Origin of the sequence: Alteromonas profundi, from assembly GCF_010500865.1 — a bacterium.
In the GTDB taxonomy this organism is placed as follows: Bacteria; Pseudomonadota; Gammaproteobacteria; order Enterobacterales; family Alteromonadaceae; genus Alteromonas; species Alteromonas profundi.
Window position 1 is genome coordinate 38090 of sequence record NZ_JAAAWN010000028.1, and the last position, 18749, is coordinate 56838.

At 45.0% G+C, this 18749-nt stretch carries 14 protein-coding genes and 5 tRNA genes; 13 read left to right on the forward strand and 6 right to left on the reverse strand.

The features are described from left to right. Nucleotides 1–14: 14 nt before the first annotated feature. Together GTH32_RS16505 and GTH32_RS16510 are read left to right on the forward strand one after the other, a co-directional pair. Entirely contained in the window at nt 15–1637 is a 1623-nt protein-coding gene (locus tag GTH32_RS16505) for a methyl-accepting chemotaxis protein (protein ID WP_163087814.1), read from the forward strand. Between the two features lie 69 nt (nt 1638–1706). After that, nucleotides 1707–2615: a histone deacetylase family protein gene (locus tag GTH32_RS16510; RefSeq protein WP_163087816.1), complete on the forward strand. Its 909-nt coding sequence runs from the start codon at nt 1707–1709 to the stop codon at nt 2613–2615. Here GTH32_RS16510 and GTH32_RS16515 read toward each other — a convergent pair. From GTH32_RS16515 to folD, 6 genes are all read right to left on the reverse strand, one after another. Next, a complete protein-coding gene (locus tag GTH32_RS16515) occupies nt 2601–3509 on the reverse strand; it encodes a phospholipase A (protein ID WP_163087838.1) in 909 nt (302 codons plus the stop codon). The genes GTH32_RS16510 and GTH32_RS16515 overlap by 15 nt on opposite strands. A 69-nt stretch (nt 3510–3578) precedes the next feature. Continuing rightward, nucleotides 3579–4421, reverse strand: coding sequence for an MBL fold metallo-hydrolase (locus GTH32_RS16520; RefSeq protein WP_163087818.1), 843 nt, complete (start codon nt 4419–4421; stop codon nt 3579–3581). Between the two features lie 39 nt (nt 4422–4460). Further along, nucleotides 4461–6164 (reverse strand): proline--tRNA ligase, encoded by a 1704-nt coding sequence (locus GTH32_RS16525; RefSeq protein WP_163087820.1) that lies wholly within the window; start codon nt 6162–6164, stop codon nt 4461–4463. An 88-nt stretch (nt 6165–6252) separates the two neighbouring features. Continuing rightward, nucleotides 6253–6966, reverse strand: coding sequence for a tRNA (N6-threonylcarbamoyladenosine(37)-N6)-methyltransferase TrmO (gene tsaA, locus GTH32_RS16530; RefSeq protein WP_163087822.1), 714 nt, complete (start codon nt 6964–6966; stop codon nt 6253–6255). 9 nt (nt 6967–6975) lie between these two features. Beyond that, on the reverse strand, nt 6976–7545 hold the full coding sequence (locus GTH32_RS16535) for a DUF1415 domain-containing protein (RefSeq protein ID WP_163087824.1): 570 nt from the start codon (nt 7543–7545) through the stop codon (nt 6976–6978). A 7-nt stretch (nt 7546–7552) separates the two neighbouring features. Then, nucleotides 7553–8407, reverse strand: a complete 855-nt coding sequence (gene folD, locus GTH32_RS16540) for a bifunctional methylenetetrahydrofolate dehydrogenase/methenyltetrahydrofolate cyclohydrolase FolD (RefSeq protein WP_163087826.1) — start codon at nt 8405–8407, stop codon at nt 7553–7555. Nucleotides 8408–8755: 348 nt separating this feature from the next. Between folD and GTH32_RS16545 the strand changes: the two genes are divergently transcribed. The 11 genes from GTH32_RS16545 (at nt 8756) to GTH32_RS16595 (ending at nt 18558) form a co-directional block, all read left to right on the forward strand. Then, nucleotides 8756–8832 (forward strand) — tRNA-Pro (locus GTH32_RS16545). A gap of 24 nt (nt 8833–8856) precedes the next feature. After that, a tRNA-Arg gene (locus tag GTH32_RS16550) sits at nt 8857–8933 on the forward strand. Nucleotides 8934–9023: 90 nt separating this feature from the next. After that, nucleotides 9024–9099: transfer RNA gene (locus GTH32_RS16555), tRNA-His, on the forward strand. 7 nt (nt 9100–9106) lie between these two features. Next, nucleotides 9107–9191, forward strand: a tRNA-Leu gene (locus tag GTH32_RS16560). Nucleotides 9192–9236: 45 nt separating this feature from the next. Then, a tRNA-Pro gene (locus GTH32_RS16565) sits at nt 9237–9313 on the forward strand. 332 nt (nt 9314–9645) lie between these two features. Continuing rightward, nucleotides 9646–10950: a trigger factor gene (tig, locus tag GTH32_RS16570; protein WP_163087828.1), complete on the forward strand. Its 1305-nt coding sequence runs from the start codon at nt 9646–9648 to the stop codon at nt 10948–10950. 98 nt (nt 10951–11048) lie between these two features. After that, the gene (clpP, locus tag GTH32_RS16575; protein WP_163087830.1) at nt 11049–11678 is read left to right on the forward strand and encodes an ATP-dependent Clp endopeptidase proteolytic subunit ClpP; all 630 of its coding nucleotides are present in this window, start codon (nt 11049–11051) and stop codon (nt 11676–11678) included. Between the two features lie 74 nt (nt 11679–11752). Continuing rightward, nucleotides 11753–13027, forward strand: coding sequence for an ATP-dependent protease ATP-binding subunit ClpX (clpX, locus tag GTH32_RS16580; protein WP_163087832.1), 1275 nt, complete (start codon nt 11753–11755; stop codon nt 13025–13027). A 418-nt stretch (nt 13028–13445) separates the two neighbouring features. Further along, nucleotides 13446–15800 carry an endopeptidase La gene (lon, locus tag GTH32_RS16585; protein WP_163087834.1) on the forward strand — a complete coding sequence of 785 codons (2355 nt, stop codon included), beginning with the start codon at nt 13446–13448 and terminating at the stop codon, nt 15798–15800. Nucleotides 15801–16104: 304 nt separating this feature from the next. Further along, nucleotides 16105–16377 carry a nucleoid-associated protein HU-beta gene (gene hupB / locus GTH32_RS16590; protein WP_012518978.1) on the forward strand — a complete coding sequence of 91 codons (273 nt, stop codon included), beginning with the start codon at nt 16105–16107 and terminating at the stop codon, nt 16375–16377. 288 nt (nt 16378–16665) lie between these two features. Next, nucleotides 16666–18558: a SurA N-terminal domain-containing protein gene (locus GTH32_RS16595; protein WP_163087836.1), complete on the forward strand. Its 1893-nt coding sequence runs from the start codon at nt 16666–16668 to the stop codon at nt 18556–18558. The last annotated feature ends 191 nt before the right edge of the window (nt 18559–18749 follow it).

Consider the following 18749-nt stretch of genomic DNA (forward strand, 5'->3'; position numbering starts at 1 on the left):
ATAGGTAGTCCGAAGTGCTTAGTTACAAAAGTATCAGTAGGTTAGTAATTACCCCCATATTAGCAAGCTTCTGTTTACTGGTTATGCTAAACGGCGCCTCTATAGTTAAATCCTTTTCTATGCTCGACGCTTTCGATGAATTAGAAAGCACCCTTGTGCAAGCTGAGCGCGACGTAAACCTTATTTTAAATTCGTTTAAAACCCAAGTACAGGAATGGAAAAACGTACTGTTGCGGGGGCATAATGAGGCCGATCGGCAGAAGTATTGGAACCGTTTTGTAGAGCGTGAGGGCGAAATTACTCAGCTGTTTGAAAGCATGCTGAAAAACCCGTCGGTAAACGAGAAGGCAAAAACGCAAATTCGTCAGTTTCAGCAGGCACATGCTGTTATGGCTAAAAAGTATCGAGAAGGCTATGCCGCTTATGTAGCCTCAGGGTTCGACCCTAAGGTAGGGGACAGTTACGTACGCGGGATAGACCGCGCACCGGCGGCGCTTCTCTCTAGTGTGGCTAATGAAATTATTGATGACTCTGCCCGGGCTACGCACTTACTTAAGGTAGACACTAAACGTAAGTTGTGGCTAATTTTAGGATTAGCGGTTGTACTGTCGCTACTGTCCATTATTTACGTAATAAGCCGATTACGTACCCAGTTAATTACCCCTATTAAGCAAATAGCACGGTGTATTGCCAACCTTTCAAGAAGTCGCTATGACGACCCGCTCACCTACCATAGTGAACATGAACTTGGTGTATTGGCCAATGCAGCAAGAGAACTGCAAAGTAAGTTGCAAGAGTCGGTTGTACAGCTGCGCCAGGCCGAGCAGGAAATGGGGAATACTTTTGGTACTCTTCAAAGGGTTAGTGAATCTATAATGACAGGGGCAGTAGAGCAACGTGATGCGTCTCGTTCCCTTGATGAAAATACAGACACCCTTCGCAAAATTGTACAAAACCTGGCGGCGGTGACAAACCAAGTTGCCGTGGCAACACACAGCTCTCAAACAAATGTGGCTGAGTGCTATGCTACCTTTGAAGAAGCTAACGCGGGTTTTAAGCAATTAGCGAAAACAGTGACATCTTCCAGTGCTATTGTCAGCGAATTGCAAAGTAGAAGTGCAACCATTTTAAGGGTAGTAAACGTAATTAACGAAATTGCTGATCAAACTAATTTATTAGCGTTAAATGCGGCTATAGAGGCGGCGCGTGCGGGCGAACATGGCAGAGGGTTTGCAGTAGTAGCAGATGAAGTACGTGCCTTAGCGGCAAAAACGCAACAATCTACCAAAGAAATCAACGATATTCTAAGTGGCTTTGAAGCCGAAGCAAGAGGTGCGGTATCGGCCATGGAAGAGGGTAAGCAACTTTCAGAAGTCAATGCGGCCGAAGCAGCAACTGCGTTAACTAAGTTAAATAGCGTAGTAACAGATATACGAGAAACGGCGAGCGTGGTGGTTGCACTTAATGAGGCTGCCGATGAACAAGAGGCAGTCCTGTGCGAGCTTGAGCGTATTATCGAAACTGTGGTGACTTCTTCAGAACGCTATCATGACTTAGCACGAGGCAATGATATTTCTGATTCCATGAAAAGTATGTCACAAAACGTTGAAAAGGTAGTAAACAGTTTGACCAACTAAACATTGGTTGTCAGTATTCGAACATAGGGCGAACGCCCGTGTTCGAATATTCAGGCAACGCGAGTTTTTATGCATCCACTGGTTTTTCATCCCATCTATAGTCAGTTACCTCTTCCTGCGCGACACCGGTTTCCTATTGAAAAGTATCAAGGGATCCGTGATGCGTTAGCTGCACACGGCGTGGAAGATAGATATTTTCATCAGCCGGAGCCGCTGGCTAAACACCTGTTATTTGACCATTACGAGCGTGATTACGTTGAAGCGCTACTAAAAGGTAGCTTAGATGCTAAGGCTATGCGGCGTATTGGTTTTGGCTGGTCACCACAGTTAATTCAGCGTACCTTAACTGCGGTGGCGGGTACATGTCTAACCGCTAAACTTGCAATTGAAAGTGGTAAAGCACTTAACCTCACAGGGGGCTATCATCATGCGTTTGCCGATTTTGGTTCCGGCTTCTGCCTCTTTAACGATCTCTATTTAGCCGCCAAAACCATGCAAAGCTATAGGCATATCGATACAGTTATGATCATCGATTTAGACGTACATCAAGGTGATGGTACCGCTAAATTAGCGGAAAATGACGCCAGCGTGTTTACGCTATCGTTACACGGAGAGAAAAACTTTCCCCACCGCAAACAAGTGTCAGATCTGGATTTTGGATTGCCTAAAGGCGCCCGTGATGACGAATATCTTACTACGTTAGAACAAGCGCTTACCCTAGCGTTTCGTCAGTTCCAACCCGATGCCATTATTTATGACGGCGGGGTCGATATTCATGAAAACGACGATTTAGGCCTGCTGGATGTTACCACAGAAGGGGTATTTACGAGGGATAAAATGGTATTTGCTACAGCCGATAAGTATGGCGTGCCGATAGCCTCGGTGATCGGTGGCGGCTATCAAAGAGACATAGCCGCGCTGGTAAATGTACATTTACAATTATACCGCGCGGCAGGAGTGGTATTAAAGGAAAAGTAACTGAAACCCTATGCCAATACGTTGTTGTGAGCGGTTATAGTCAATAAGTGAGTCGCCGTAACCATTAAAATATTGCAACAGCACTTCATACCGATCTGAGATGGGGTAAGTGAAGTCGAGCTGAATACTACCGCGGTTATCGTCTATATCAAGGTTGTTGCGTACAAGCGCCAGCATCTTAAAGGCACCAATTTTGCGTCCATAACCAAATTCTAATCGTCCATAATAATCAAGGATATCCGGGTTATCGTCACCGGTAGGGTCGTTAATGTCTTCTTTTTCATCTTCTGGAATACGATACCAGGTTTTAAAGTAGTAAATATCGTCGTCATCGCTAAATACGATAGAAGCGAACAGCCGATTCCAGCTTCGTGATTGCAGTCCACTTTGTCCGTTGGACATGTGGTTAAAGCCTACTTGAAAGGTATTGAATTTATAGCCGAGAATAGAATAGTCGGCGGTTTCTTGCCAAAACACTTCGGGTTCGTAGTTTGTCTCACGAAAAGGCTTAGACGCTTCACTGTTATACAGTTGCCAGTATGAGGTTAAGGTAAAGCCAAAATAAACGCCATCAAAGCCAGCCTCTTCTAAGTAGAGGGGAAACTTGGTACTTACTTGAAACTTAGCTTCGTTGCGATCAAGGTTTTCTTCGCTCAGTTCCACATTGCCCGCGGAGTTGGGGTCTGACACATAGGTGTAAGGCAATAGATAGTTTTGACGATGCTGGGTAATGGCAAAAGAATTGTCTAATGCTTCTTTATCGCCTTCAAGACGGTTGTCCATAACACTTTGTGTGGTGGTATCTTTTTTGATGATATCAATGACTTCAATATCACTTTCTTGTTCTGATTGGGTTTGCTCTTGGGCAAACAAAGATAAACTACACAAACACATTGTAGTAAGTACTATAACAGGCTTAAACACTGACACCTTAATTCTCCGTGGTAGGTGGAAGTTAGTTAATCAACTTAAGTCCAATGATTGGCCTTCCGCTGATGCAAACACCGTGAGCGTGGACTCTGCCACAGTAACAACACGTTGGCAGTACTTCACGACTTTATCTATATCGTCGTCGGTGCGTTCTGGATCATGACTATATAGAGCTAATTTTTTGGCATTGCTGGCTAACGCCAATTTAACCGCCTCTTCAGCAACTGAATGTCCCCAGCCTGACTTAACGGGCATATCCGTTTTCGTGTACTGCGCATCGTGGATTAGTACATCCGCATTTTGCGCAAATTCTACAAAACTTAAAAATCCCGTTTCTCTTTTATAAGGCGGATAAAGTTCATTGTCGGTGATATACGCTACCTTATGGCCATTATCTTCAATGGTATACGCGCTTCCTTTGCCCGGGTGATTCATGGGTAACCGCTTTATTGTTGCACTGCCAATACGCCATTGGTTTTGTTCTGACGAGATAACACTAAGGGTAATCTTAGAGGGAAGGGCTGAGAAAGGCACTGGAAAGGCTGAACCTTCCATTTGCGTAATGATACGATCGTACTCTGGCAGGTGGGTTAGGCCAGGATAAATATGTATTTCTCGATCTTTTTGGTAGATGGGCGCAAAGAACGGAAAGCCTTGTATATGATCCCAGTGGTTATGGCTGAGCAAAATATGAATAGGCGTAGATGCGTCTTTAAGCTGGTTTCCAAGAACACGAATTCCGGTACCAGAATCAAGAATGATATCGGTACCGTCATCGAGTTTAATATGCACGCATGCGGTGTTGCCTCCGTAACGCACGAATTCTTCGCCAGGGGTAGGAATAGACCCCCTAACGCCGAAAAAAGTTACCTGCATGCGTCCTCCAGTTAGGCTTGGAAGGAGAGCGTGCTGCGATTATAACGCAGCGACAAAGTCTCCAGCAGCAGAGAGATCAATCAACTGCTTTTCGCCAGTACGACGATTTTTATATTCAATCTGTTGATTGTCTAGGTTTCTTTCGCCAATAACAATACTATGAGGTATGCCAATTAATTCCATGTCATTAAACATAACACCTGGGCGCTCTTTACGATCATCAAATAGTACCTCGATCCCCAAGTCCGTTAATGTTTTATACACAGCTTCAGCCGCTTCTTTAATGCGGTGAGATTTATGCATATTCATTGGAATAAGGGCTACTTTAAACGGGGCGATAGGATCAGGCCACATGATGCCGAACTTATCGTGGTTCTGTTCAATTGCCGCAGCTACAATACGCGATACACCAATGCCATAGCATCCCATTGTTAGCGTTTGGTGCTTGCCGGTTTCGCTTAGTACACCACAATTCATGGCTTCTGAATATTTGCGTCCAAGCTGGAAAATATGTCCAACTTCAATGCCTCGTTTTATTTCTAGTGTGCCCTTTCCATCAGGAGACGCGTCACCGGCAACCACATTGCGTAAGTCTGCGGTATCAAGTTCACCGGTCCAGTTCACGTTTGTGCGTAGCATTTTGTCGCTGTTACTACCGCAGGTAAAATCGGCAAGGGCAGCGGCACTGTTATCTACAATAACAGGTACGGTAAGCGCACTCGGGTCGGCGAAGGTTGGATGCACACCCAATACCTGTGCGGCTTTTTCTTCACTGGCCACCACTAAAGGCGTGGCCACACTAGCGAGTTTTTCTGCTTTAATATCGTTAAGGGTATGATCGGCGCGTAGCACCAGCACTACCCAACGCTCTTGAGCGTCATCTTCATCGGTATGCCCTTTAACAACTTCAAGCTTAACTGCGTTAGATGCCGCTACGTTTAACGATGAGAGAGCCTCAGTTAAATCTGTACTTTCTACCTTTACGGTTTCTTCAGCCACGCCGCTCGCTTGCTGTTTTTCTGGCGCGACAGCGGCCGCCATTTCTACATTAGCGGCATAATCACTTTCGCTGGCAAAGGCGATTGCATCTTCCCCTGAGTCCGCTAATACGTGAAACTCGTGGGAATGATTACCACCGATAGAACCTGAATCAGCAATAACCGCCCTAAAATTTAAGCCAAGACGCGAAAAAATGTTGCTGTATGCGTCATACATAGTTTGATAGGTTTTATCTAAGCAACTGTCGTCTAAGTGAAAGCTATAGGCGTCTTTCATCGTAAACTCTCGTCCGCGCATAATGCCAAACCGAGGGCGAACTTCATCACGAAACTTGGTTTGTATTTGGTAAAGGTTTATTGGCAGTTGTTTGTAGCTGCTAATTTCATTGCTCACAAGCGCTGTTATAACTTCTTCGTGTGTAGGACCTAGAACGAAATCACGCTGGTGGCGGTCTTTAACGCGCAATAATTCAGGGCCATATTCGTCCCAGCGGCCAGACTCTTGCCATAAATCGGCAGGTTGTACTACCGGCATCAATACCTCAATAGCGCCTGCTTTATTCATTTCGTCACGAACAATATCCGCAATTTTATTCAATACGCGAAGCCCCGTAGGTAGCCACGTATATAGACCGGAAGCCAGCTTTCTTATCATACCAGCGCGAAGCATTAGCTGATGGCTTATTACTTCAGCGTCGGCCGGGGTTTCTTTCTGCGTGGCAAGCAAATATTGACTAGTGCGCATCGTGTGCAGTTTTCCTATACAAATAGTTAAATGATTAATCTGGCGTATTCTAATTAACTAAACGCAATTGTGCTACAACCGTGTTGCGTTAAAGTACTTTCATCTCGGTAACTATCACGGTGGCATCGCTAACACAAAACCCAATGTCGTAATTATACAAAGTAACCCAATATGTTTTTGGGTCATCGTTTAATTTATGTTTATAAGCAGGGCGGGCGTCTTGGCGCAATACACTAACAATTAACTCAGGTAAGTCTTGATGGCGAAGTGACGCTTGGTGTAATTGGGCCTTTACGTGTTCACTTATCTTCACTTCTCGGGCTGGAATAGGCGCGTAGTTGGCAAGATTATCGGTGGCGGTGCTAATGCAATCGGCATAAGGGAGATAGGGCTTAATATCAATAATAGGTGTACCGTCTAGCAAGTCTACCCCATTAACGTTAAGCACAATACCTTCGACTGTTTCACTTACGCCTTTATTTTCAACCACAGACATACCTATGCCGTTGGGTCTATGGGTACTTCTACTGGCAAACACGCCCATAGTAGCGTTGCCCCCTAACCGGGGGGCTTTTACGGTAGGTTTCCACCCTCGTTGGGCATTCTCGTGGAACAAAAACAGCAACCATACATGGCTAAAGCCCTCTAACCCTTTAAACACCGACATATCTGTAAAGTCCGCACTAAGTACCACCTGACCTGAAGCATTCGCTAAGTTGGGTTGGCGGGGTATCGCAAACTTTTGCTTAAAAGGGCTGGTAATATGGCCAATAGGGGCAACTGTCACGCTCTGGTCAGTCATATTTAAATGTCACTCTTGTAAGGGGCGCTCACACTGTGGTGTTTTTAATGCTTGTAGTTTAGCGGAAAAGTAAGGACAGCCTAAGGCATTGGCCTGCTCAATGTTGTGACGGTAAATTTTCTCTGCATCATCTTCGTTCTTCATATATTTGGCAATATCGCTTTCTCGTATAAGATGAAGCAGTGGGAAAGGGGAGCGATTGGTATAATTGGCAACACTGTCTTCTGCTTCCCCTTCAAATTGGTAGTCGGGGTGAAAGCTAGCAAGTTGGTAAGTCCCAGCGTATCCCCAATCACTCAGCATTTTTTCCCCGATAGCTAGCACATCAAGGTAACTGTCGAACGTTGCGGTGTCTGGGCTTACAAGAATCATTAATGTGGTGGCGATAGCCGGGTTATTGTCTAATCGCTGACATTCATCAAATAAAGCCGCCAAAATATCGCCCGTATCGCCGTGGCTTACATGGCAATAAATACCGCCGGGGTAACGAGCATGCCGAGCGAATGGGCAGAAATTGTGGTGGATAACAATCTCGTCTACCCACCTCAGTGTTGCTGCAATATAATCTGCATCTAACATGTGCGCGCTACGAGTGAAATTTAACATACGCTTCTAGCGTATTTTCAATCAAACTCGCCACCGTCATAGGCCCCACGCCGCCGGGTACGGGCGTTATCCAGCCAGCTCTATCTTTGGCTTTCTCAAAATCTACATCTCCTACCAGTGAACCATCAGCAACACGGTTTATGCCTACATCAATCACAATTGCGCCAGGTTTAATCCAGTCGCCTGGAATAAAGTTAGGTTTGCCTACCGCGACCACCAGAAGATCGGCACGGCTAACGTGCGCCTTTAAGTCTTGGGTAAATTTATGACAGGTAGTAACAGTACAACCGGCCAACAATAACTCTAAGCTCATAGGACGCCCGACAATATTTGATGCCCCAACTATAACAGCGTCTAACCCTTTAACCGGGCGTTTAGTAGCTTCAATCATCGTCATGATACCTTTAGGCGTACATGGACGTAGGGCAGGGATACGCTGTGCAAGGCGCCCTATATTGTAAGGGTGGAAACCATCCACGTCTTTGTGAGGGTGTATGCGTTCTAACACCCTTTCGGCATTTAATCCTGCGGGAAGGGGTAACTGCACTAAGATACCGTCTATCTCATTGTCATCATTTAATTCATCGACAATATCAAGTAGCTGGGTTTCGGTGGTATCGGCTGGAAGGTCAAACGAGCGCGAGACAAAACCGACTTCTTCACATGCCTTACGTTTATTAGACACGTAAACTTGCGATGCAGCATCGCTGCCGACTAGAACAACAGCTAATCCAGGCTGACGTTTTTTCGCATTAATTAAAGACTCTACATATGCGGCGACATGTTGGCGAACTTGCTTGGCAATTAACTTGCCATCTATGAGATGAGCGGTCATAAAAGGTATTTACTTAAAAGTGATCAACAAGTGCATATTATTGTTTCATAAAATAGCCAAGGTTAACCAGTAAAAAGCCGTGATTTTGTGCGAATGAAAATAGCATCGATTTAAAAAACGTTATTACGCTACTGATAAGCCGCCCGCGTTATAACGATAAAAAGCAGTTCGTAGGCCACTTATTGCTCGAAATTTCATCTTGTTGGTCAAAAAATCGCGATAATGCGCGCTTTGTGAGCGGTTGATATTTTTATTTAAAAAAGTGTTTGACGAGGTGGGGGCAAGTCAGTAATATTCGCACCCCGTAACGGCACAGAGGCAAAACGCTTCGAAAGCCGCTACATCAGTCGGTGAGTGGCGCAGCTTGGTAGCGCACTTGTTTTGGGTACAAGGGGTCGCAGGTTCAAATCCTGTCTCACCGACCATTTTTGCAAGCGAAGATTCGCCGAGCGCCCGTAGCTCAGCTGGATAGAGCAACGGCCTTCTAAGCCGTGGGTCGCAGGTTCGAATCCTGCCGGGCGCGCCATGCGGGTCAGGTAGGTCCTGACCAAAATGGTAGAATCTTTACGTTAACATGTATACAATTCGCATGTTAGCAATTGCAAGCACCTCTATGGTGGGCGTAGCTCAGTTGGTAGAGCCCCGGATTGTGATTCCGGTTGTCGTGGGTTCAAGTCCCATCGTCCACCCCACTTTTTTGCGGAAGTGGTGGAATTGGTAGACACGCTGGATTTAGGTTCCAGTGCTTCACGGCGTGAGAGTTCAAGTCTCTCCTTCCGCACCATATTTAAGCTTTTTTAAAAAGCGATTCTTTTTAAAAGATTCCAGTCGGTGAGTGGCGCAGCTTGGTAGCGCACTTGTTTTGGGTACAAGGGGTCGCAGGTTCAAATCCTGTCTCACCGACCATTATCTTTCTCGTTATTCCTCTCTTTTCGTCAATAAATTCTGTTAATTTATCCCTTATTGCTCCAATTGTGGGCTAATCCGCCAAAAGCATGTTACAAACTTGTGTTTCCCTCTCGACTCTTGCGATGTGCGGCTGTATACTACCGCGTCTTTTTTTAACCGGTGCGTTTGTCTCAAATTGGTTAAGTGTAGGTTTTTTTGCACGGTAATTTGAGGGAACAAGCGTCGAAAACGACCTCTACCCCGATGTGATCCGCCACTAAAATGTTGGCATGACGGGAGAGGGGACTGTGAACAAAGCGCCTGCAAAGGCGTATAGTTGAGGTAACATAATGCAAGTTTCTGTCGAGACGACCCAGGGTTTAGAACGCCGTCTTACTATCAGCGTTCCTGCTGACGCTGTTGATTCAGCGGTTAAATCACGCCTACAACAACTGGCGAAAACACAACGCATCAACGGCTTCCGTCCGGGCAAAGTTCCTGTAAGCGTAATTAAAAAGCGTTTCGGCCAAGCGGTTCGCCAAGAAGTAGCTGGTGATGTAATGCAGCAAAACTTCTATCAAGCCATCGTGCAAGAAAAAATCCAACCAGCTGGCATGCCTAACTTTGAACTGACCAAAGATGAAGACGGTCAGGACCTAGAGTTCGTAGCTTCATTCGAGGTTTATCCTGAAGTAGAAGTACAAGGCGTTAGCGATATTGAAATTGAGAAGCCAGCAGTAGAAATTACTGATGAAGATCTTGATAAAATGATGGAAACGTTGCAAAAGCAACATGCCACGTGGAAAGAAGTTAAGCGTAAAGCGAAGAAAGATGACAAAGTAATCATCGACTTTGTTGGTACCATTGACGGCGAAGAGTTTGAAGGTGGTAAAGCAGAAGATTTCGCGTTAGAACTAGGCCAAGATCGTATGATCCCTGGTTTTGAAAAACCACTTGTTGGTGCGAAAGCTGGTGAAGAAGTAACAATTGAAGTTACCTTCCCTGAAGATTACCACGCTGAAAACCTAAAAGGTAAAGACGCGGTTTTCCAAGCTACGGTTAAGAAAGTTGAAGGTCAGTCGCTTCCTACTGTTGACGAAGAGTTTGCTAAACTTTTCGGTGTTGAAGAAGGCGGTGTAGACGCGCTTAAAACTGAAGTTCGTAAGAACATGCAGCGTGAACTAGACCAAACCCTTAAAGCGCAAGTTAAAGAAGACGTCATTGCGAAGCTTGTTGAAGCTAACCAATTTGATATTCCTCAAGCGCTTATCGACCAAGAAGTAAATGCACTTCGTGAACAAGCTAAGCAACGTTTCAGCCAACAAGGCGGTGGTCAGAACCTTCCAGACCTACCTGCTGAGTTATTCACTGATAACGCTAAGCGCCGTGTGTCAATTGGCCTAATCCTTGGTGAAGTGATTAAGCAAAACGAACTTAAAGCAGACGAAGCGAAAGTTAACGAGATGATCGAAACTGCAGCTTCTGCGTACGAAGATCCACAAGAAGTGGTAGAATACTACAACAACAACCAAGAGCTTATGCAGCAAATGCAAAATGTTGCACTTGAAGAACAAGCTATTGAGTGGGTTCTTGAGCAAGCAAAAGTTACTGAAGTAACCAAAGCTTTTGACGAGGTTATGAACAAACAGGCGTAATTTTTTACTGTCTGATTGACTTCACCCGTCAGCAACTGCTTAAATGCTCGGAGCCTTCCGAGCATTTTTGTTTTTAACGCTAGATAATCAAGGTAGCTATGACTAATACCCCGTTCGATCCAATGAATGCACTTGTCCCAATGGTAGTAGAGCAAACTTCCAAAGGGGAACGTTCTTATGATATTTATTCTCGCCTATTAAAAGAAAACGTAATTTTCTTGGTTGGGCAGGTTGAAGACCACATGGCAAACCTGATTGTGGCTCAAATGTTGTTCTTAGAAGCAGAAAACCCAGAGAAAGATATATTCCTTTACATTAATTCTCCAGGTGGTTCAGTTACCGCCGGGATGGCCATTTACGATACCATGAACTTCATCAAGCCAGATGTAAGCACCGTGTGTATGGGCCAAGCTGCAAGCATGGGGGCATTCCTATTGTCTGCAGGAGAAAAAGGTAAACGTTTTTGTCTACCTAATTCTCGCGTAATGATTCACCAGCCACTAGGCGGTTTCCAAGGGCAGGCGTCAGATTTTGAAATCCACGCGAAAGAAATTCTGTCTATTAAAGAGAAACTAAATCGCTTAATGGCGCAACATACTGGACAAGATTACGAAGTGGTAGCGCGTGATACTGACCGTGATAACTTCTTAAGCGCAACAGAAGCGAAAGAATACGGCCTTATCGATCAGGTTTTAACAAATCGATCTGACGCCGCTACAACTAAGTAGTATAGTTATAGGAGTCCTGAGCACGTGCAACCCACGACGTTTTTTTTCGTTCAGGTAAGGTAGAGGCAAAAGTAATGAGTGATAAACAAAGCGGTGATGGTGACAACAAGTTACTTTACTGCTCGTTTTGTGGCAAAAGCCAACACGAAGTAAGAAAGTTAATTGCAGGCCCGTCGGTATTTATATGCGACGAGTGTGTGGAATTGTGTAACGACATTATTCGCGAAGAAATAAAGGAAATAGCGCCTAAGCAAAAGCAGGACGCTTTACCTAAGCCAAGTGAAATTCACGCTCATCTTGATGACTATGTGATTGGCCAAGAACATGCGAAAAAAGTATTGTCTGTTGCAGTGTACAACCACTATAAGCGGTTGCGTAACGGTGACGTTCACGAGGGCATTGAATTAGGTAAGAGTAACATCTTGCTAATTGGTCCTACCGGTAGCGGTAAAACCCTGTTAGCGGAAACCTTAGCACGCTTATTAGATGTACCCTTTACCATGGCCGACGCCACCACGTTAACCGAAGCCGGTTACGTGGGTGAAGATGTTGAAAACATCATTCAAAAACTGCTGCAAAAATGCGACTACGATGTAGAGAAAGCACAGCGCGGTATTGTTTATATTGATGAAATTGACAAAATTTCGCGTAAGTCAGACAACCCGTCTATAACCCGTGACGTATCTGGTGAAGGCGTACAACAAGCGCTACTAAAACTTATAGAGGGAACGGTTGCGTCCGTGCCGCCACAAGGTGGCCGTAAGCATCCTCAGCAAGAGTTTTTGCAAGTAGATACCTCTAAAATCTTGTTTATCTGTGGTGGTGCTTTCGCAGGGCTTGATAAGGTTATCGAACAACGCGCCCAAGTAGGTGCCGGTATCGGTTTTGGCGCAACGGTTAAATCGACAGAAAATACCCATGCGGTAAGCGAACTGTTCAAGCAGGTAGAACCTGAAGACTTGGTAAAATACGGGCTTATCCCCGAGTTTATCGGCCGTTTGCCCGTTGTAACCAGCTTAGAAGAGCTTAACGAAGATGCGCTAATTCAGATTCTCCGTGAGCCTAAAAATGCAATTACGAAGCAATATGCCGCTCTATTCGATATGGAAGAGGTTGAGCTTGAATTCCGTGACGATGCTTTGCACGCTATCGCGAAAAAAGCGATGCAGCGTAAGACGGGGGCACGTGGTTTGCGTTCTATTGTTGAAGCAGTATTGTTAGACACCATGTATGAGTTACCATCACTTGATGATGTAAGTAAGGTGGTCATAGATGAAACGGTTATCCGTGGTGAGTCTAAGCCCATATTGATTTACGACAGTAATGAAAAGAAAGCCGCCTCAGAGTAATGAGATTGCTTTTCGAAAAGGCCCGTTAGGGCCTTTTTTGTTTCTGAGTATTTGTCTTATTCTTCCTCACTAACTTACTTCGCACCATAAAGCCTTATATACAACATAGGGTTGTCATCCCACGTTTAAGCCCGACGAAGTGCTATATCCATAGTTAGCCTATCAACAGCTTCTCCAACTATAAGATAACCTTCTCATTTCACGCATTTGAACGATATTTGAACGGTTATTCGTATTCTGTCTATCCTTTCTGCCAGATTTGTTAGTTAACTATTGCCTTACGGACTAAAATCGATAATGGTAAAGACGAAAGGACGTGAAGAAAGGGTGGGAAATTAACGCACTTTAATAAGTTTTATTTGAACTTTGGCTTTACATCCCCATATAAATCGACATAGCAAACTAATAGAGAACACGTATGACAGTTGAGCGTGAAAATCGCATTGAAATTCCTGTGCTTGCCTTACGGGATGTGGTCGTTTACCCACATATGGTCATACCCTTATTTGTTGGGCGTGAGAAATCCATTCGCTGTCTTGAAGCGGCAATGGACAATGATAAACAAATATTTCTTGCTGCTCAGAAAGACGCAAGCGTAGATGAACCCGAATCAGACGATATTTATAAGGTGGGAACCATTGCCACCATTTTGCAGCTGCTTAAATTACCCGACGGAACCGTTAAGGTATTAGTTGAAGGTAGCGTGCGAGGCCAGGCAGAGGACTTCGAACAATCCGAACCTTACTTTGTCGCCCATGTTGGTAAAATTGAAGACGAAAGTATTGATGAGAGTGAGCAAGAAGTGCTTATTCGTTCGGCGGTGTCTCAATTTGAAGGCTACGTTAAGCTGAATAAAAAAATTCCACCTGAAGTATTAACCTCACTTAACGGTATCGATGACGCCGCCCGTCTTGCCGATACCATGGCGGCTCACATGCCGTTAAAACTAGCAGAAAAACAGAAAGTATTAGAGATGAAAGGCGTCAATGAGCGTCTTGAATATTTAATGGCTTTGATGGAAGGCGAAATTGATCTGTTGCAGGTAGAGAAGAAAATTCGTACCCGCGTGAAAAAACAGATGGAGAAAAGCCAGCGTGAGTATTATCTCAATGAGCAGATGAAGGCGATTCAAAAAGAATTAGGTGAACTAGATGATGCACCGGATGAATTTGAAGCCTTATCGAAAAAAATCGCTGATGCAAAAATGCCAAAAGACGCTGAAGAAAAGGCGAACTCTGAACTGCAAAAGCTTAAGATGATGTCACCAATGTCAGCGGAAGCAACGGTATTGCGTAGCTATATTGAATGGCTAACCAATGTGCCGTGGAACAAACGCTCGCCGGTTAAACGTGACTTATCACGAGCTGAAGTAGTGCTTAACGAGGACCACTACGGGCTTGAAAAAGTTAAAGAGCGTATTTTGGAATACCTTGCGGTACAACAGCGTGTGAAGAAGCTTAAAGGGCCTATTCTATGTTTAGTGGGGCCGCCAGGGGTGGGGAAAACCTCGCTAGGCCAGTCTATTGCGAAAGCCACGGGTAGAAAGTATGTACGTATGGCCCTTGGCGGCGTACGTGATGAAGCTGAAATTCGCGGGCACCGCCGTACTTACATCGGTTCGTTACCTGGTAAGCTTATCCAAAAGATGGCCAAAGTAGGGGTGAAAAACCCACTCTTCTTGCTTGATGAAATCGATAAGATGTCGGCGGATATGCGTGGTGACCCAGCCTCTGCACTGCTTGAGGTTTTAGACCCAGAGCAAAACAACAGCTTCAGCGATCACTACCTAGAAGTAGATTACGATTTATCTGACGTTATGTTTGTAGCTACGTCAAATAGCATGAACATACCGGGGCCTTTGCTTGATCGCATGGAAGTTATTCGTCTGTCGGGATACACAGAAGATGAAAAGCTAAACATTGCCACACGCCACTTGCTGAACAAGCAAATGGAGCGTAATGGCCTTAAGAGTAAAGAATTAGATATTACCGAGTCGGCAATTATCGGCATGATTCGCTATTACACCCGCGAAGCGGGGGTACGTAGTTTGGAACGTGAAATTTCAAAGGTATGCCGTAAAGCCGTTAAAGATATTTTGCTTACCAAAAACAAAGAGAAAGTGGTGGTTACACAAGATAACTTAAAAGATTATCTTGGTGTCCAGCGCTTCGACTATGGTAAAGCAGACAAAGATAACCAAATTGGTCAAGTTACTGGGTTAGCTTGGACGCAGGTGGGCGGTGATTTACTCACTATTGAAACGACAGCCGTGCCGGGCAAAGGTAAAATGACCTCTACAGGGTCGCTTGGCGACGTTATGCAAGAGTCGATTAAAGCGGCCATGACAGTGGTGCGAAGCCGCGCTGAGAAGCTTCGTATTAACGAAGATTTCTATGAAAAGCGCGATATTCACGTGCACGTACCAGAGGGGGCTACGCCGAAGGATGGCCCAAGTGCAGGTATTGCAATGTGTACAGCGCTTGTGTCCTCGCTGACTGGCAACCCAGTAAAATGTGATGTGGCAATGACCGGGGAAATTACACTGCGCGGCGAAGTACTGGCAATTGGTGGCTTGAAAGAGAAACTATTGGCGGCGCATCGCGGTGGTATTAAAACCGTTGTTATTCCGAAAGAAAATGAACGTGATTTGGAAGAAATTCCAGAAAACGTTAAAAAGGATTTATCAATTCACCCGGTTAAGTGGATTGATGATGTGCTTGATATTGCACTTCAAGAGCCCGTAGAAAGGTTTAAAGTGTCAAAAGAAGCGTAAAATACCAGGCTGCATCTGCTGATTTTAAAGGGATGCAGCCTTTTTTTTGTAATAATTGTTCAAATAGTGCGCATAACTTTTGTGTTTCGCCGTTTTTTTTTAAAATAGGGCTTTCAACTCCCAAAAGTTGTGTTACCTTTAGTTTGTATTCGCTTGAAGCCTTGCCACAAAAGGGATTGCAGCGACACAATAAAAGTTAATTATTTGTGACAGATAGCTTGATGTTAACGATCAAGCTTGCTATAACGTTCAATCAAATTGTTTTGGACAAACAGTATAATAACAATCGAAGGGGATCATAATAGTGAACAAGTCTCAACTTATCGACCAAATCGCTGCTGGTGCAGACATTTCTAAAGCAGCCGCTGGCCGCGCTCTTGATGCATTCACTGACTCAGTTACTGCAGCGCTTAAAGACGGTGACCAAGTTGCATTAGTAGGTTTTGGTACTTTCTCAGTTCGTGAGCGCTCTGCTCGCAGTGGTCGTAATCCACAAACTGGTGAGACTATTCAGATTTCAGCAGCGAAAGTTCCATCTTTCAAAGCTGGTAAAGCTCTGAAAGACGCTTGTAACTAAGCATTAGTAATATTCAAAAGGCGATGGCTAGTCCATCGCCTTTTTTATTTGTGTCGCGAATATAGCGTCTAATACCTTACCGAGTCGGTAGTTCTTTACCGCGCTATCTATCCAATGTTGTTACGCACTTAACGGTATGCAACAAGAATGATATTTAGTTCATGTTAGGCCGTTTATCTTCGCACGTATTAGGTTATAATCAGCGCTTATTTTGCCCGGGTTTTAAGTCATGAATAAGGTTCAGACGAGCCAGGCGAGTGTAGTAAGCAACGGAGTTGAAGAACAATCATGCTAGAAAGAATCAGAGAAGGTTCTCAAGGCCCTTGGGCGATGGTCATAATCGCGCTAATCGTATTGAGTTTCGTTTTTGCTGGCGTAGGGAGTTACCTGACATCATCAGGTTCCACGTCGGTAGCGACAGTAAATGGTGAAGATATTTCGGCGCAGGAACTAGAACGTGCCTATCAAAACCAACGTGGCCAAATGGAAGCTCAGTACGGCGAAAGTATCGCTCAGCTGTTTTCCAGTGAGCAATACTTAAGTGACTTTCGTCGCACTGTGTTAGATAGGCTTATTGCAGAGAAGCTTATCCAACAAGAAGCGCGCGAAATGGGCTTGCGAGTAAGCGATAGTCAAATAAAAGAAACGATAGCGCAAATGCCAGAATTTCAGTTTGGTGGGCAGTTTGATAACGAACGTTTTCAAACCATTCTGCGCCAAAATGGCTTCCAAGTGGCTGACTTCCGCGACTACATGCGCACCCAGATGACCCAGAATCAGTTAACTGCCGCCATAACTAATTCGTCGTTTTCATTAATGGGTGAAGTTGAGTTAGCCAATGCATTGCAACGCCAAACCCGCGATGCAAAGTACGTAATGCTAGATTCTGCTTCTTTCGCTGATGATATTGAGGTTACCGATGGAGATGTTGAAGCGTACTACAATGCGAACATCGCCGCGTTTGATACTGAAGAGCAAGTGAAGCTAGCCTACATTACGTTGTCTATCGATGATGTAAAAGGGCGTGTGTCGGTTGACGAAGATGAGGTGAAAACCTATTACGAAAGTAACCTTGCGGGCTATCAGACTGAAGAAGAGCGTCGAGTGTCGCACATTCTTGTAGAATTTGGCGACGACAAAGAGGCCGCGAAAGAAAAAGCGCAGTCACTTTTATCGGATATCAAAGCCGGCGCAGATTTTGCTGAAGTGGCAGAACAAAGCTCTGATGATACTTTTTCTGCAGAGGCAGGCGGCGATCTTGACTATATCACCCGTGATGCAATGGACCCTGAATTTGATCGCGCGGCCTTCGAGCTTACCGAGGTAGGCACCGTATCAGAGGTGGTTGAATCTGAATTTGGTTTCCACATTATTAAGCTTACAGATATTAAACCTTCATCAACCACGCCGTTTAGCGAAGTAGCTGAAGAAATCCGTGAAGCGCTTTTAGTCGAGAAAGCCTCAGAAGAGTATTATGAGCTACAAAATCAAATGGCAGAAATCGCCTTTGAAGTTCCTGATACATTAGAAGATGTCGCGAATGCTGTGGACATGCCTGTACAAGAAAGTGTGTTATTTAGCCGTAACACAGCGCCTGCAGAGCTTAGTTCCCCCGCGGTACTTGAAACAGCCTTTTCTGATGAACTCATTGAAGAAGGTGTGAATAGCGATATTATCGAAATTGATGATGAAACGGTTGTAGTGATACGTGTTGCAGAACATGAGCCTCAGCGCACCCAGTCTCTTGATGAAGTGCGTGAAGGTATTGTGGCGACAGTACAAGCACAAAAAGCACAGCAAGCGGCTGAGACCTGGGCATCATCAGTGGTTGATAAGCTTATTGCCGGCGAAAGTGTTGATACACAATTAGCTGAAAAATCGCTTAGCTGGCAAACGGCCGAAGCCGTGGCGCGAGCGGGAAGTTCACTAAACCGAAGTGTGGTTGAAAAGCTCTTTACGTTAGCCCCTAATGGGCAAGATAAGTTCGATTATGTTGCTACCGTTAATGGCGATGTAGCAATTGTAGAATTGGTAAGTGTTAATGACGCACCGGCGCTTGAAGAGGCCGTTGCGGATAACTTACAGCAACGTCTAGCAGCGATGCACGGACAGCGTTTGTATCAGCAATTTGTTGATGCACTACGTGCAGATGCAGATGTCACGATTTCACAAGCGTTATAAGTGTCAGCTTGGCCTTTCGTTAGATTAGGTTAGGATAGTCGCTAAGGCCAGCATAGTTGCTGGCCTTTTTTGTTTGCCCAGCGAAGCTGGCAATCCCGTCAGGTTGGAAGAAACCTGAATCACCCTGACTGAGGGGAAGACAATCCGAATGGCAAGGGCGTTGTTGGCTAACGGCAGGGTCTGAAGGAAGC